At 67.8% G+C, this 15,840-nt stretch carries 14 protein-coding genes; 7 read left to right on the forward strand and 7 right to left on the reverse strand.

Annotated elements, in window-relative coordinates; genetic code table 11:
• Nucleotides 1–16 precede the first annotated feature (16 nt).
• Nucleotides 17–1,612 carry an aldehyde dehydrogenase (NADP(+)) gene (locus tag QQ25_RS28425; protein ID WP_039382408.1) on the reverse strand — a complete coding sequence of 532 codons (1,596 nt, stop codon included), beginning with the start codon at nucleotides 1,610–1,612 and terminating at the stop codon, nucleotides 17–19.
• 164 nt (nucleotides 1,613–1,776) lie between these two features.
• Here QQ25_RS28425 and QQ25_RS28430 point away from each other — a divergent pair, with 164 nt between their 5' ends.
• Complete coding sequence (locus QQ25_RS28430) at nucleotides 1,777–2,139, forward strand: STAS domain-containing protein (protein WP_039325752.1); 363 nt, start codon at nucleotides 1,777–1,779, stop codon at nucleotides 2,137–2,139.
• A gap of 31 nt (nucleotides 2,140–2,170) precedes the next feature.
• The gene (locus QQ25_RS28435; protein WP_039325754.1) at nucleotides 2,171–2,614 is read left to right on the forward strand and encodes an ATP-binding protein; all 444 of its coding nucleotides are present in this window, start codon (nucleotides 2,171–2,173) and stop codon (nucleotides 2,612–2,614) included.
• Here the strand turns inward: QQ25_RS28435 and QQ25_RS28440 are convergent.
• From QQ25_RS28440 to QQ25_RS28460, 5 genes are all read right to left on the reverse strand, one after another.
• On the reverse strand, nucleotides 2,587–3,030 hold the full coding sequence (locus QQ25_RS28440; protein ID WP_039325756.1) for a response regulator: 444 nt from the start codon (nucleotides 3,028–3,030) through the stop codon (nucleotides 2,587–2,589). The genes QQ25_RS28435 and QQ25_RS28440 overlap by 28 nt on opposite strands.
• On the reverse strand, nucleotides 3,027–4,613 hold the full coding sequence (locus QQ25_RS28445; RefSeq protein WP_039382409.1) for a sensor histidine kinase: 1,587 nt from the start codon (nucleotides 4,611–4,613) through the stop codon (nucleotides 3,027–3,029). Before QQ25_RS28445 ends, QQ25_RS28440 begins: the two co-directional genes overlap by 4 nt.
• Entirely contained in the window at nucleotides 4,610–5,812 is a 1,203-nt protein-coding gene (locus tag QQ25_RS28450; protein WP_039325761.1) for a PP2C family protein-serine/threonine phosphatase, read from the reverse strand. The genes QQ25_RS28445 and QQ25_RS28450 overlap by 4 nt, the downstream gene beginning before the upstream one ends.
• Before the next feature lie 128 nt (nucleotides 5,813–5,940).
• Nucleotides 5,941–6,348: a hypothetical protein gene (locus QQ25_RS28455; RefSeq protein WP_039325764.1), complete on the reverse strand. Its 408-nt coding sequence runs from the start codon at nucleotides 6,346–6,348 to the stop codon at nucleotides 5,941–5,943.
• A 55-nt stretch (nucleotides 6,349–6,403) separates the two neighbouring features.
• On the reverse strand, nucleotides 6,404–7,372 hold the full coding sequence (locus QQ25_RS28460; RefSeq protein ID WP_039325766.1) for a TerC family protein: 969 nt from the start codon (nucleotides 7,370–7,372) through the stop codon (nucleotides 6,404–6,406).
• Nucleotides 7,373–7,609: 237 nt separating this feature from the next.
• Here QQ25_RS28460 and QQ25_RS28465 point away from each other — a divergent pair, with 237 nt between their 5' ends.
• The 5 genes from QQ25_RS28465 to QQ25_RS28485 are packed head-to-tail and all read left to right on the forward strand — an operon-like array spanning nucleotide 7,610 to nucleotide 15,261.
• Nucleotides 7,610–11,554: a Pls/PosA family non-ribosomal peptide synthetase gene (locus tag QQ25_RS28465; protein ID WP_039325767.1), complete on the forward strand. Its 3,945-nt coding sequence runs from the start codon at nucleotides 7,610–7,612 to the stop codon at nucleotides 11,552–11,554.
• Nucleotides 11,551–12,888, forward strand: a complete 1,338-nt coding sequence (locus tag QQ25_RS28470; protein WP_039382411.1) for a M1 family metallopeptidase — start codon at nucleotides 11,551–11,553, stop codon at nucleotides 12,886–12,888. The genes QQ25_RS28465 and QQ25_RS28470 overlap by 4 nt, the downstream gene beginning before the upstream one ends.
• Nucleotides 12,885–14,168, forward strand: coding sequence for an MATE family efflux transporter (locus tag QQ25_RS28475; protein ID WP_052236125.1), 1,284 nt, complete (start codon nucleotides 12,885–12,887; stop codon nucleotides 14,166–14,168). The genes QQ25_RS28470 and QQ25_RS28475 overlap by 4 nt, the downstream gene beginning before the upstream one ends.
• Nucleotides 14,169–14,224: 56 nt before the next feature.
• The gene (locus QQ25_RS28480; RefSeq protein ID WP_039325771.1) at nucleotides 14,225–14,923 is read left to right on the forward strand and encodes a polyprenyl-phospho-N-acetylgalactosaminyl synthase PpgS; all 699 of its coding nucleotides are present in this window, start codon (nucleotides 14,225–14,227) and stop codon (nucleotides 14,921–14,923) included.
• Entirely contained in the window at nucleotides 14,920–15,261 is a 342-nt protein-coding gene (locus QQ25_RS28485) for a DUF2304 domain-containing protein (RefSeq protein ID WP_039325774.1), read from the forward strand. Before QQ25_RS28480 ends, QQ25_RS28485 begins: the two co-directional genes overlap by 4 nt.
• Here the strand turns inward: QQ25_RS28485 and QQ25_RS28490 are convergent.
• The gene (locus tag QQ25_RS28490; RefSeq protein WP_039326982.1) at nucleotides 15,258–15,839 is read right to left on the reverse strand and encodes a TetR/AcrR family transcriptional regulator; all 582 of its coding nucleotides are present in this window, start codon (nucleotides 15,837–15,839) and stop codon (nucleotides 15,258–15,260) included. The genes QQ25_RS28485 and QQ25_RS28490 overlap by 4 nt on opposite strands.
• Nucleotide 15,840 lies beyond the last annotated feature (1 nt).

Raw genomic sequence — 15,840 nt, forward strand, 5'->3', positions numbered from 1 at the left:
CCTTGTGTTGTTCAGGTCAGTCTTTGGTGAGTTGGCCATCGACGTGGCGCCAGAGGGCATCCGGGTTTCCGTCGGCAATGGCACTGGGCAGCAGGGCTTTCGGAGCGTCCTGGTAGCACACCGGCCGCAGGAACCGCTCGATGGCACGGGCACCCACGGAGGTGGTGCGCGAATCCGAGGTCGACGGGAAGGGCCCGCCGTGCACCATGGCGTGACCGACCTCGACACCGGTCGGCCAGCCGTTGAACAGAATTCGGCCCGCCTTGAGTTCCAGGACATCCAGCAGTTCGCCGGCCGGCCCGTGGTCGGACTCGTCGGCATGGATGGTGGCGGTCAGCTGCCCCTCGAGGCCGTTGGCGAGCTGCCGCATCTCGGCGGCATCGGAGCACCTGACGAGGACACCGGCGGCGCCGAACACCTCGGCCTGCAGTGCTTTCGAGGCCAAGAAGGTGGGCGCATCCGTAGCGAACAGGGCAGCGCGGCACGGGGCGGCGGGCGCGTCGCCCTCGGCGCCACGGGCAATCAGCACAGCCTCGTCCTCGAGTGCTGCAACACCGTCACGGAAGCTGTTGGCAATACCCGGCGTCAGCATCACGGTCGGTGCACTCGCCGCGACCGCCTCGGCCGCCGCTGCGACGAAGCTGTCCAACTCCGGCCCGTCGACGGCGATGACCAGCCCGGGATTGGTACAGAACTGCCCGGAACCCAGTGTCAGCGAACCGACGAACGCCCGGCCCAGCTCACCACCGTGACTCGCCAGGGCGCCGCCGAGCAGGAACACCGGGTTGACGGCACTCATCTCGGCGTACACCGGGATCGGTTCGGGACGCCCCGCGGCGGCGGCAACCAGTGCCATGCCACCCGCGCGGGATCCGGTGAAGCCGACCGCCTTGATCCGGGGATCGGTGACCAGGTCGGTGCCCAACTCCGGGCCGAAGCCGTACAGCAGGGAGAACGTGCCGGCAGGCAGTCCGCATGCTGCGACGGCGTCGGCGATGGCACGCCCGACGAGTTCAGAGGTGCCGGGGTGGGCATCGTGCGCCTTGACCACGACGGGGCATCCGGCAGCCAGGGCGGACGCGGTGTCGCCGCCGGCCACCGAGAAGGCCAGGGGGAAGTTGCTGGCGCCGAACACCGCGACGGGCCCGAGCGGGACGCTGCGCTGACGAATGTCGGGACGCGGCAACGGGGTTCGGTCAGGTTGTGCGGGATCGATCCGGGCCTGGTTCCAGCTGCCCTCGCGCAGCACTGCGGCGAACAACCGCAGTTGACCGGCGGTGCGCCCGACCTCGCCCGTCAATCGCGGGCGAGGCAGTCCCGTCTCAGAATGGGCGCGGTCGACCAGCGCGTCACCGATCGACTCGAGATTGCCCGCGATCGTTTCGAGGAATCGGGCCCGCGTCTCGATCGGCGCCGACCGGTACGCCGGAAACGCCTCGGCGGCCGCGGCGCAGGCGTCCTCGACATGGGAACGGTCGCCATACCGGTACGCGGGCTCCAGCGGCTTGCCGGACTGTGGGTCGATGCCGCGGATGTCCTTGCCGGTGCCGCGCACCGGTTGTCCCGCGATCAGCATCTGTCCGGTCAGGCTCAGCATCGCCGTTGAGGTCATAGTGGCACGGTACGACCCCGATAAATACATGTCCAAGTCAAATTTGCAGCCCAATCATGCACTAGTTGCATTAGTACGGGCGGGCCGCGAATCGCTCAGGGCGCCTATCCCGCTACTATTTGTCGACGTCTCCAGAGGCGCACCAATCACGTCGGAGGTAATCGATGACCAGCCAACCGGACGGGGCAAGCTGCTCGGTGGAAGAGAGCCGCGTCGGTGAGGTGAGTGTGGTCGCAGTGGCCGGAACGGTCGACATGCTCACCGCACCCAAACTCGAAGAGGCGATCAACGCTGCCGCCAAGAGCTCGCCCTCGGCTGTCGTCGTCGATCTGAGCGCCGTGGAGTTCCTGGCTTCGGCCGGGATGGGCGTATTGGTGGCAGCGCAGCAAGAGCTGGCCGACACGGCACGGTTCGCCGTTGTCGCTGACGGACCGGCCACCAGCCGCCCGCTGAAACTGGTGGGAATCGCCGATGTCGTCGATCTGTTCGCGACGCTCGACGAGGCATTGGCCGCATTGAAGACATAACACCGGCGACGACGGGGTAGCCACAGGTCACATGACAGACGCAGGCCAGTCAGCTCACTTCACGAAGCATGTCAGGGCCGCACCGGAAGATGCGGCGCGGATCCGCCGTGAATTCTCCAGTTGGCTGGGCACGCATCTCACCCTCGACGCGACCACAGCCAGCGATGTCGTACTCGCCGTGAACGAGGCATTGGCCAACGCCGCCGAGTTCGCCTACCTGGACGCTCCCGCGCCCGGCCTGATGCATCTGCGCGCCGATTACGACGGCGACACGGACGTTCTCACCGTCACCGTGAGCGATGAGGGCGTGTGGCGGATCGCCGAAACCGACCACAAGAACCCGGCACGCGGTCGTGGTATCCCGTTGATGCGCGCCCTCACCGATCGGGCCGTCATCGACTCGAACCAGGCAGGCACCGAAGTTCGCCTGCAGTGGGACCACATCGATCAGAACTGCGGAAGCCGCACCACCTGAACGAAGAACTCGTCGATCTGCCGGACCGCGCCCATGAACTGGTCCAGGTCAACGGGTTTGGTGACGTAGGCGTTCGCGTGCAGCTTGTAGCTGCGCAGGATGTCCTCTTCGGCCGACGAGGTGGTCAGCACCACGATCGGGATGTGGCACAGATCGGCATCCGATTTGATCTTCTCCAGCAGCTGCCTGCCGTCATACTTCGGCAGGTTGAGATCCAGCAGGATCAGGTCCGGCCGCGGCGCATCCTCGAAGGCCCCGCGCCGGTACAGAAAGTCCAGCCCTTCCTCACCGTCGCGGGCGACGTGCAGGTTGTTCTTGATCTTGTTGTCTTCGAAGGCTTCCCGCGTGATCAGCTCGTCACCGGCGTCATCCTCCACCAACAGGATGTCGATGGGCCGGCTTTCCGATGAGGTCATTCAGGCTTTCCTTCCGACTGGGCCAACTGGGCTTCTGCGACAGCGTTGGGCACGGTGGTGGGTGTGGCGGGCAAGGTGAACACGAACCTGGTGCCGCCGGTGTAGGACGTGTCGATCCAGATCGATCCGCCGTGATGCTCGACGATCTTCTTGCACAGCGCCAGCCCGATGCCGGTGCCGCTGAAGGCGTCGCGGCCGTGGAGGCGCTGGAAGATCACGAAAACCTTGTCCACGAACTCCTCACCGATACCGATCCCGTTGTCCGAGACACTGAATACCCAGTTCTCGTCGAGTTCACCGGCGCCGGCCCGGCAATCGATGACAATGCGGGGCGCCACCCCGTCGCGACGGAACTTGACCGCGTTGCCGATCAGGTTCTGCCACACCATCGTCATCAGGGTGGGATCGCCGTCGATCGGCGGCAATGGCTCGTCCGGACGCTGGATCTCGGCTCCCGACTCCCCGATCGCGGTGGTCAGGTTGTCCAGCGCGGCGTCCAGCGCATCGTTGAGATCCACCTCGGTGTGGGTGGCGCCGAGCCGCCCCACCCGCGAAAACGTCAGCAGGTCGTTGATCAGCACCTGCATGCGTTTGGCGCCGTCGACGGCGAAGTCGATGTACTCGACGCCGCGCTCGTCGAGCTGGTCGCCGTAGCGCTTCTCCAGCAACTGGCAGAACGAGGCGACCTTTCGGAGCGGCTCCTGAAGGTCGTGCGATGCCACATAGGCGAACTGTTCGAGTTCGGCGTTGGAGCGGCGTAGTTCCTCGGCTTGCTGGTCGAGAGCATCCTGGGCCGATCGCGATGCGTCGAGCTCGTCGACCACCCGTTGGCGCATGTCTTCGACATCGGCGGCGATGGCGCGAATGTCCTTGGGGCCCTTCGGAACGATGCGTTCGGCGAAGTTACCGTCGGTGATCCTGCGGCAGGAGGCCGCGAGCGCGGCCAATGGGTGGGTGACGGCGCTGCGCACCAGCACCGTCATCAGTACCGCCATGACGAAGAACGCCAGGATCATCGCGATCACCACGCCGTCGCGCCAGCCCCGAACGTGCGCCAACTCGTCGACACTGGCCTGCCTGGCCTGGCTCAGGTTGGCGTTCTGGACGTCGAACAGCTCACGTAGCCGGTCGAATTGAGCCTTCCCGCGATCCGCGGTGCCGATGTCGACAACCGCCGGTCTGCCGACTGTGACGCTCCCGATGAGCGGGTCGGCATAGGAGGACCGCCACGCCGCGGCCGCGTTCTCGATCGTGTCCAGATCGGCCAGCAGACCGGTGTGGCCGGCCAGATAGCCGCGAATCTCCTCTGCCGCAGCCGCTTCGGCACGTTGCCCGTCACCGTAAGGCTTGAGGAACCCGGGGTCCGCGGCGATGACATATCCGCGAACAGCCGTCTCCTGGTCCCGCAGCGCCCCCTGAAGCTGGTAGGCGGCCACCCGGGCGGGCTGAAGATCGTCGATCAACTCGCGGGATACCGCGTCGGTGCGGCCCACCAGGGCGATGCCGGCGACAGCGCCGGTGAGGACGATGACACACATCACCGACACCAGCACGTTCTGCCAGCCCTGCACCGAGAGCTTCATACCGAGGAACGCTCCACTCTGATCAGCGCGATGTCATCACTGAGGCCGCCGTACGGCCGCGCACGGGATTCGACCTCGCCGATCAGCGCACCCACGAAATCGCGGCCGGGCAGGGCCGCAACCGAATTGGCGAGTTCGAGCAGTCCGTCTTCGCCGAGACGTTCACCACCAGGGCCGGCATGCCCCTCGAACAATCCATCGGTGAGCAGGACCAGTCCATGCCGTTGCGGCAGGTCCAACGTGTTGACCGGCCACTCCGTGGCTCCCAGGCCCAGCGCCGAACCGGCTGTCGGCTCGACCCACCGCACGGCGTTGTCGCCGTGGACGAGCAGACCGGGGTGCCCGGCGCGGACGACGTCGTACCGGCCGCGATCGGGATCGAGCGCCACACTGAGCAGCGTCGCGAAAATTCCCGGTCCGTGGCGTTCGGCGGTGAGGATACGGTCCAGCTGACGCATCCGCTCGTTGCCCCGGAGGCCGGCGAATGTCAGTGCCCGCCAACCGATCCGCAGCGCCACACCCAACGCGGCCTCGTCAGGACCGTGGCCGGCGACGTCGCCCATCATCACGTGCACAGTCCGGTCGGGCGTCTGCACGATGTCGTAGAAATCCCCGCCCAACAACGCTTGCCGCCGATTCGGCAGAGATTTGGTGACGATCTCGACGCCCGGATCGTCCAGGAGCAACGCGGACGGCAGGAGTCCCCGCTCGAGCCGTGCGTTCTCGCGTTCGCGCAACCGGCTGGCGTGCAGGTCCACCGCGGTCAACTCGGCCCGCTTGCGCTCGATCGAATACACCACCGCACGCCGCAGCATCTCCGGATCGACCCGCCCCTTGACGAGGTAGTCCTGGGCGCCCGATGCGACCGCCGAGACGCCGAAATGCTCGTCGTTCAAACCCGTGAGGACGATGACCGGAACCGCAGGATCCAGCCGGCCCAACCGGTGCAGCGCATCGATGCCCTGTGCATCGGGCAGATTCAGGTCCAGCAGTACGCAGTCGGGCTTGTCATCGACCAGCACCCGCTCAGCCGCCGCCATGGACTGCACCCAGACCAGGTCGATGTCGGCCGTATCCGCGATCTGCTCCTCGACCAACAACGCATCGCCACGGTCATCCTCGACCAACAACAATGACAGTCGTCGGCCCAGGGCCGGGCCGGCGATTGTGGCAGAGGGATACGGTTGCTCCGCGCGCATGGGATCACGTCCTTCACTCGACTGAGGCCACCCCGGTCGCGCTGACCCTCTGCTTTAGTGACGACGTCGTAGAGAATACCTATGCGTAGGCGTCAATTGTTCGTCGGCCGAATGATCCGGCCTCCGGATCAGGAGGCTCGTGCCTGAGTGCGGAGCTCGAGCCGGCGCAGCACGTCGGCCCCCAACCCGCGTGGGTCCTGATCCGCCGCGGCGGGAATCAGGGTGACACCGTCGGCCACCCCGGCCGCCTCGATATCGGCGATCAGGCCGGTCAGACCGTCGACGGTCCCGATATAGCGAACCTCGGCCTGCGGGCCTGCCACCGTGAGGCTGCAACGGGCCGAGCGGTAATCCCCGGCCACCGCGACGGTGACATCGAGGATCACCGAGACGTCATGGTCCTCGGATTTCAGGCCGGACCGGATCCGGCGGGCCTTGGCCAGGTCGGGCGCGGAGATCCGCGCCGTCGGCCGGTCACCCTCGGTCAGCTCGGTCCAGTCCCCTGCTTCCACCACAAATAGGCGCACCCCGGCCACGCTACGCAGCCGGGACCGGTGTGCCGATGGTTGCGCTCAGCCGGAATCCAAGGGACTACCGCGCGTCGCGCACCCGGGTCTTGTACAGGCTCGCGGCGGTGGTGATGGCCAGAGTCACGACGATCACACCGAGGCTCGCCAGCGTCGGGATCTCCGGGACGTGTACCGGCTCGCCTCCGTTGATGAACGGCAGCTCGTTCTCGTGCAGCGCATGCAGCACCAGCTTCACGCCGATGAACGCCAGGATGAACGCCAGCCCCTGCGACAGGTAAACGAGCCGCTTGAGCAGGTCACCGAGCAGGAAGTAGAGCTGGCGCAACCCCATCAGCGCGAACACGTTCGCGGTGAACACCAGGTAGGGCTCCTGGGTGAGCCCGTAGATCGCGGGGATGGAGTCCAGGGCGAACAGCAGGTCGGTGGTGCCCAACGCCACGATCACCAGGAACATCGGCGTCATCAGCCGTTGACCGTTCTCGTGGATCCACAACCGCAGGCCGTCCCACTTGTCGGTGGTGCGCAGGTGCTTGCGGGCGAACCGCACCACACTGTTGTCGCCGTCGTCGTCGTGGTCGGTGTCGCGCACCAGGTTGATCGCCGTGTACACCAGGAAGGCGCCGAAAATGTAGAACACCCAGGAGAACTGGTTGATGGCCACCGCGCCGAGCGCGATGAAGATGCCGCGGAAGATCAGCGCCAGGATGATGCCGACCAGCAGGGCCTGCTGCTGGTAGATCCTGGGCACCTTGAAGCTGGCCATGATGATCAAGAAGATGAACAGGTTGTCCACCGACAGGCTGTACTCGGTGAGCCACCCGGCGAAGAACTCCAGCCCGAACTGGCTGCCGTGGAAGAACCACACGAACACCCCGAAGGCCACGGCCATACCGATGTAGACGGACAGCGCCGTCGCGGTCTCACGCGTGCTGGGTTCGTGGGGGCGTCGCCCGATCACGACGACGTCGAACAGCAGAACGGCAATCGTCACAGCGAGGGTGATGATCCATTCCAGCTGGGTTACCTGCATCGAGAAATCCTCCGGTCGTCAGAACGCCGGAGGTCTCTTCCACCGGTGAAACACCGGCCCGCGACACCGATCGGTCATAGACGACCGACGTGATGACGACATCGCAGCGAAAGGAATACTCCCCTCCGCCGACCAGTGTGCCTGACGGATCCCACGAATCGAAATCGCGGCGGCACGCCGGACCGACCCGCCGTGCGCCACTGGGCCGCGACGTCGGGGACTTAGTAGTTTGTATGCGTGACAGCCGCCGCCAGTGACCACGAGATTCCACCTCAGTACGTGCTATCCCCACTGGCCCCCGAACCACGCACGCTCGTCGACATCCTGCACGACACGGCCAGGCGGTTTCCCGATGCGCCCGCCCTCGACGACGGCACCGTCCAGCTCACGTACTCCGAGCTGATCACCGACGTGGCCGACAGCGTGGCCTGGCTCGCGGCGCGCGGTATCGGCCGCGGCGACAAGCTGGGGATCCGGATGCCGTCGGGGAGCTACGCCCTGTACGTGGCGATCCTGTCGGTGCTGGCCTGCGGGGCCGCCTACGTACCGGTCGACGCCGACGACCCCGACGAACGGGCCGAGCTGGTGTTCGGCGAGGCCAACGTGGTGGGCGTGATCACCGAGGCCGGCCTGGTCCGCGGGCCCGGGTCGTCGCGCGGCTGGCGGGCCGCGGCACCGCTGGGGCGGGACGACGCCTGGATCATCTTCACCTCGGGCTCGACGGGCACCCCGAAAGGTGTTGCCGTCACCCACCGCAGCGCCGCGGCGTTCGTCGACGCCGAAGCGCGGATGTTCTTGCAGGACAATCCGATCGGGCCCGGCGACCGGGTGCTGGCCGGACTGTCGGTGGCCTTCGACGCGTCGTGCGAGGAGATGTGGCTGGCCTGGCGGCACGGCGCCTGTCTGGTGCCCGCCCCGCGGTCACTGGTGCGCAGTGGCATGGACCTGGGCCCGTGGCTGGTGAGCCGCGACATCACCGTGGTGTCCACCGTGCCGACGCTGGCGGCGCTGTGGCCGGCCGAGGCACTCGAAGCGGTGCGGCTGTTGATCTTCGGCGGCGAGGCCTGCCCACCCGAACTCGCGGCGCGCCTGGCCGTGGACGGCCGGGAGGTGTGGAACACCTACGGCCCCACCGAGGCGACCGTCGTGGCGTGCGCGGCGCAGCTCGACGGGCAGGGCCCGGTCAGTATCGGTCTGCCGTTGGCCGGCTGGGACCTTGCGGTGGTGAACGGTGAAGGCCTGCCGGTCGCGATCGGTGAGGTCGGCGAGCTGGTGATCGGCGGCGTGGGGCTGGCCCGCTACCTCGACCCCGAAAAGGACGCCGAGAAGTACGCCCCGATGCCGACGCTGGGCTGGAGCCGGGCCTACCGCAGCGGCGACCTGGTGCGGCTGGAGGCCGACGGCCTGTACTTCCAGGGCCGCGCCGACGATCAGGTCAAGGTCGGCGGCCGCCGCATCGAGCTCGGTGAGGTGGACACCGCATTGGTGAACCTGCCCGGTGTCAGTGGGGGCGCGGCGGCGGTGCGCAAAACCGCAAGCGGCACCCCGCTGCTGGTCGGCTATATCGCCAGCACGGACCCGTCCTTCGACCTGGCCGCCGCCCGGACCGCGCTGTCCGAGTCGCTGCCGGCAGCCCTGGTTCCCCGGCTGGTGCTGCTCGACGAACTGCCGACCCGCACCTCCGGCAAGGTCGACCGCAACGCGCTGCCGTGGCCACCGCCGGGCAACACCGAACAGGATGTCCCCGAACTCGACGGCACCATGGGCTGGCTCGCCGGCTTGTGGCGCGACGTGCTCGGCACCCCCGTCGACGGGCCCGAGGCCGACTTCATCGCGCTGGGCGGCGGTTCCCTGTCCGCCGCGCAACTCGTGGCCGCGTTGCGCCGGCGCTACCCGCTGGTGACCGTCGCCGACCTCTACGACCATCCCCGGCTCGGCTCACTGGCCGGCTATCTCGACGAACTCAAGCCGCCGCCGCAGATCCAGAACCGCGAGGTCAAACCGACACCGCTGGCCACCCAGGCCGCACAGGTCGCGTTGTCGTTGCCGTTGGCCACCCTCACCGGCATGCAATGGGTGGTCTGGCTGGCGCTGCTGAACAACGTGGCCGCCGTGACGGGGGTCGTGTCGTGGGCGCATCCGCTCAGCTGGTGGTGGGTGCTCGCCGGGTTCCTGTTGTTCGTCACCCCGCTGGGCCGCATGGGCATCGCGGTGCTGTTCGCGCGCATGCTGCTGTCCGGCCTGGAGCCCGGCACGTACCGGCGTGGCGGCCTGGTTCACCTGCGGGTGTGGATCGCCGAGCGGCTCGCGGACGCCAGCGGCGCCGAGAACCTGGCCGGTGCGCCGTGGATGGTCTATTACGCCCGCGCGCTGGGCAACAGTGTCGGCAAGGGCGTCGACATGCACTCGCCTCCGCCGGTGACCGGCATGCTCAAGATCGGCCACCGTGCCTCGGTCGAGCCCGAGGTGGACCTCACGGGGCACTGGATCGACGGCGATCTGTTCCACGTCGGGCCGGTGTCGATCGGCAACGACGCCACGATCGGCGCCCGCACCACACTGCTTCCCGGGGCGACGGTCGGCAAGAACGCCGACGTCGCCCCCGGATCGGCCGTGATCGGCAAGGTCAAGAACGGCCAATTCTGGAAGGGCTCCCCCGCCGTGAAATCGGGCAAGGCCCGCCACCCGTGGCCCGATCACCGGCCGGGCCGCGCCCCGCTGTGGGTCGCCGTGTACGGGGTGTCCTCACTGCTGCTCGCCGGTCTGCCGTTGCTCGCACTGGCCGCAGGCCTGGCGGTGATCATCTGGGCCGTGCACGGCACCGCCTCGCCGGCCGAAGCCCTGGTGCCCGCGCTGGCCTGGACCCCGGCCGCAGCGGTCGTCGCAATGGTGACCTACGCCGCGCTGACGGTGATCGGGGTGCGCATTCTCTCCGTGCGACTCTCGGAGGGGTACCACCCGGTGCGCAGCCGGGTGGGCTGGCAGTTGTGGACCACCGAGCGCCTGATGGACGCGGCCCGCAACTACCTGTTCCCGATCTACGCCAGCCTGCTCACCCCGTGGTGGCTGCGGCTGCTCGGTGCGAAGGTGGGCAAGGACACCGAGATCTCGACGGCCCTGTTCACCCCGAAGTTCACCGAGGTGCAGGACGGCGCGTTCCTGGCCGACGACACCATGGTGGCCTCGTATGAACTGGGTGGCGGCTGGATCCACGTCGCCAAGGCCACCATCGGCAAGCGCGCCTTCCTGGGCAACTCGGGCATCACCCAACCAGGCCGCAAGGTCCCCGACGACGGTCTGGTGGCCGTGCTCTCGGCCACCCCGCACAAGGCCAAGGCCGGCTCGTCGTGGCTGGGCAGCCCACCGGTTCGGTTGCGCCGCAACGCCACCGCCGCCGATGCAATGCGCACGTTCCATCCTTCGCCCCGGCTCAAGATCATGCGCGCGGCTGTCGAGACGTGCCGCCTGATCCCGGTGATCGTCACGTTCGCGATCGGTATCGCCGTGCTGGGTGCGCTGCAGGCCATGACGATGCGGTTCGGTTTCCTCTGGGCCGCACTGTCCGGAGGTGTGGTGCTGCTGGTCGCCGGCGTGGTGGCCGGGAGCACCGCGGTGATCGCGAAGTGGTTGGTGGTCGGCCGGATTCGAGCCGTCGAACATCCGCTGTGGTCGTCGTTCGTGTGGCGCAACGAGGTGTCGGACACCTTCGTCGAGACCGTCGCCGCACCGTGGTTCGCCCGGGCCGCCAGTGGCACCCCGGTGATGAACCTGTGGCTGCGCGGGCTGGGCGCGACGATCGGCCGCGGCGTGTGGTGTGAAACCTACTGGCTGCCCGAAGCCGATCTGGTGGCACTCGAGACCGCCGCCACCGTCAACCGCGGCTGCGTCGTGCAGACACACCTGTTCCACGACCGCATCATGCGACTGGACAGCGTCGTCCTCGAAGAGGGGTCGACGCTGGGGCCCCATTGCGTGGCGCTACCGGCGGCGCGGCTGGGTGCCGGCGCCACGGTCGGTCCCGGCTCGCTGGTGATGCGCGGCGACGAGGTACCGCCGTCGACGCGCTGGCAGGGCAACCCGATCGCGCCGTGGAACATGTTCGGCAAGAAGCGTTCCGCCGACAAGGCCGGCGACAAGAGCGCTGACAAGGCCGCCAAGAAAACAGAAAACCCGGCCGCGTGACCCGATCCAAGAAGGCTGCGAAAAAGTTGGCACCCCCGCCCGTGATCGACCCGTATCTGCCACGCAACGGCAATTTCGGGTACCGGGTCTCGCGCTACGAACTCGACCTCGAGTACAAGGTGGCCATCAACCGACTTGCCGGGACAGCGACCATCACCGCGGTCACCCTGGCCGCGCTGCGCAGCTTCACCCTCGACCTGTCCGACGCCCTTGCGGTGTCGCGCGTTTCGGTGAACGGACGGCGGCCGGCCCAGTACCGATGTTCGAGCGGGAAGCTGTCGATCACCCTGTCCTCGGCGTTGCCGTCCGGGGCGGCGATGACCGTCGTCGTCCGCTACAACGGAACCCCGCGCCCCATCGAATCCTATTGGGGCGACGTCGGTTTCGAGGAACTCTCGAACGGCGCTCTGGTCGCCGGCCAGCCCAACGGCGCGGCCTCGTGGTTCCCGTGCGACGACCATCCCAGCTCGAAGGCCAGCTACCGGATCCAGATCAGCACCGACAGTCCCTACTATGCCCTGGCCAACGGTGAACTGATTTCCCGCAAGGCGCGCGCCGGGCACACCGTGTGGACCTACGAGCAGGCCGAACCGACGTCGAGCTACCTGATCACCCTGCAGATCGGCCAGTACGAGCGCCAGCGACTGACAAAGGCGCCGGTACCGATGCACGCCGTCCTGCCCGCCCGGTTGCGCCGCGAGTTCGACCACGACTTCGAGCACCAACAGCAGATGATGAAGTTGTTCATCAAGCTGTTCGGCCCGTATCCGTTGGCCAGCGGCTACACCGTGGTGGTCACCGACGACGATCTCGAGATTCCGCTGGAAGCCCAGGGCATCTCGATCTTCGGGGCCAACCACTGCGACGGACACCGCGGTGCCGAACGCCTCATCGCCCACGAGCTGGCCCACCAGTGGTTCGGCAACTCGGTGACGGCGCGGCGCTGGCGCGACATCTGGCTGCACGAAGGATTCGCCTGCTACGCGGAGTGGCTGTGGTCCGAGCACAGCGGCGGGCACAGCGCAGCGGAGTGGGCCCGGCATTATTACGACCGCTTGCGGGACAAGCCCCAGGACCTCCTGTTGTCCGACCCCGGCCCCGAGGACATGTTCGACGACCGCGTCTACAAGCGCGGCGCACTGACCCTCCATGCGCTGCGCACTCTGATCGGTGACCGCAACTTCTTTGCGCTGCTGCGGGATTGGACGGCACGGTACCGGCACAGCACAGCGTTCACCGACGATTTCACCGGGCTGGCCGCCGGCTACACCGACGAGCCACTGCAACCCCTGTGGCAGGCCTGGCTCTATTCGAAAGAGCTGCCGGACCTGTGACCGACGGCGGCGGCGCCCCCGGGTTCGATGCTCTTCGCGCAAGCGGCTCATCGGCCACAGGCCCCATCACGCGCAGCAGTGTCGCCCGCGTCGGCCTGGCCACGGCGATCAGCGCACTGTGCGGATATGCCGTGTTGTACCTGGCCGCGCGCGACCTGGAGCCCGCCGGCTTCTCGGTGTTCAGCGTGTTCTGGGGTGCGTTCGGTTTGGTGACGGGGGCCGCCAACGGTCTGCTGCAGGAGGCCACCCGTGAGGTGCGCTCGTCTCAACGCCTTGATCTCAGCGGCCGGCCCACCACCCACCCGATGCGGATCGCGGCCCTGGTCGGCATCGTCGCGGCCGTGCTGATCGCGGCCAGTTCACCGCTGTGGAGCACGCACGTCTTCGCCGAGTCCCGGGCGCTGAGCGTGGTGCTGCTCAGCGTCGGGCTGGCCGGATTCTGCCTGCACGCCACCTTGCTCGGCATGCTCGCCGGGGTGAACCGCTGGACGGAGTACGGGGCCCTCATGGTCACCGACGCCGGGATCCGGGTGGCGGTGGCGGCAGCGACGTTCGCGCTCGGCTGGGGGTTGGCCGGATTCCTGTGGGCCACCGTGGCCGGAGCCGTCGCGTGGCTGATCATGCTGATCGCCGCACCCGCGGCGCGGATGGCCGCCGGCCTGCTCACCGCGGGCAGCCCCGTGACGTTCCTGCGCGGGGCCGCGCACTCGATCGCCGCGGCCGGCGCCAGCGCGATCCTGGTGATGGGATTCCCCGTGCTACTCAAGGCCACGTCGGGTGATCTGGGCGCGGCCGGCGGTGTGGTGATCCTGGCCGTCACGCTGACCCGCGCCCCGCTGCTGGTTCCGCTCACCGCGATGCAGGGCAATCTGATCGCCCACTTCGTCGACCAACGCGACAAACGGCTACGCGCACTGCTGGCCCCGGCCGCCGCGGTGGCCGGTCTGGGGGCAGTGGGTGTGGCCGCGGCCGGACTGCTCGGCCCCTGGCTGCTGCGGGTCGGGTTCGGTGACGAGTACCGAGCAGGGGGTCCACTGCTGGCCTGGCTGACGGCGGGCGCCGTCGCCATCGCGATGCTCACCCTGACGGGAGCCGCCACCGTCGCCGCCGCGCTGCACCGGGCCTACGCGCTGGGCTGGATCATGGCCACGGTCGCGGCGGTGGCGCTGCTGTTGCTGCCGCTGGGATTGGAGGCCCGCACCATCGTCGCGCTGCTGTGCGGACCGCTGGTGGGCATCGCGGTTCACCTCGGCGCGCTGGCGCGTGCGACCCTTGAGTGAAACGGAGCGGCTCCGGCCGCGACATCAGGCCGGAGTGTAGTTTGGTGCCCATCGACATGCGCTTTCAGGACGTTTGGATCATCATCCCCGCCTTCAACGAGGCGAGCATCATCGGCGACGTCATCTCTGACGTGCGCTCGGTTTTTCCTAACGTGGTCTGTGTCGACGACGGCAGCCGCGACGGCACCGCCGAGCTCGCGTTGCAGGCCGGCGCCTACGTCGTCCCGCATCCGGTGAATCTCGGCCAAGGCGCGGCGATCCAGACCGGCGTCGAATACGCGCGGGCACGTCCCGACGCCCGGGTGTTCGCCACCTTCGATGCCGACGGCCAGCATCAGGTCAAGGACGTCATGCGAATGATCGACCGGCTGGACACCGACGGCGCCGATCTCGTGGTGGGCACGCGATTCGCCAACCCCGATGCGCACGCCGTGACTCACACCCCGCCGCTCAAGCGGATCATCCTGCGCGCCGCGGCATTCCTGAGCCCGCAGAGCCGCGCACTCGGGCTCACCGATGCGCACAACGGCCTGAGGGTGTTCAACAAAAAGGTGGCCGACGAACTCGACCTCACCATGAACGGTATGAGCCACGCCGGTGAGTTCATCTCATTGGCGTACGAAAGCCGTTGGCGCGTGGCCGAGGAGCCGGTCGAGATCCTCTACACCGACTACTCGAAGTCGAAGGGGCAGCCGCTGCTCAACGGCGTCAACATCCTCTTCGACGGGCTCTTACGCAGGAGGCTGTCCCGATGAACTGGATTCAGGCACTGCTGATCATCGCAGTGCTGGTGCTGTTGGCGTATCTGCTCGGGTCACGACGCAGCGCGCGGTCCAAGGCGTGGGTCAAGGTCGGTTTCGTGCTGTTCGTGGCAGCGGGCATCTACGCGATCCTGCGTCCCGACGACACCACCGTGGTGGCCAATTGGCTTGGGGTGGACCGCGGTACGGACCTGATGGAATACATGCTCATCATCGCGTTCGTATTCGTCACGCTCTCGACGTACCTGCGCCTCAAGGACATCGAGTTGCGCTACGCCAGGCTGGCCCGGGCAGTGGCATTGCAGAACGTGCGGAGCCCGGAAGACGTCTAGCGGCTGAGCAGCGCCGCCAGCGCCGCGATCCGGGCGTCTTCCAACTCTGGCAGCGGCAGTACCCGCCGCACCATGGCGGCGCCGTCGAAGGTGTTGAGCAGGATCGCCAGCACCACGGTCAGCGAATCCTCCGGGATCTGTTCGATCCCGGGCGTGCTCTTGGCGGCTTCGTGGATGTTGTCGATGTACTCGACCAGCACCGTCTGCAGCGGGCCGCGAAGCTTCTCGTCGGTGCGGGCCGCCATCAGCAGCTCGTGCCACACGGTGTTGGTGTCGCTGCCCGCGATGTCCCGCAGGATCGTCAGCACCGCAGGCAGCGCCGGCTGCTCGGCGGCGATCTCCGCGATGAGCTTGGCGCCCAACTCCAGCTGACGCCGCGCCACTTCCTGTGCGGTGGCCGCCATGAAGTCGCTCATGGTCGGGAAGTGCCGGAACAGCGCGCCGTCGGATACGTTGGCGCGCCGGGCGATCACAGCCGCCGACGCCCGCGCGTAGCCGACCTCGATGATGGTGTCGATGCCCGCGTCGAGCAGCCGTGCGACGGTCTCCTCACGTCGCTGCTGTTGGGTTCTGGCCATC

Source organism: Mycolicibacterium setense, assembly GCF_000805385.1.
Lineage (GTDB): Bacteria > Actinomycetota > Actinomycetes > Mycobacteriales > Mycobacteriaceae > Mycobacterium > Mycobacterium setense.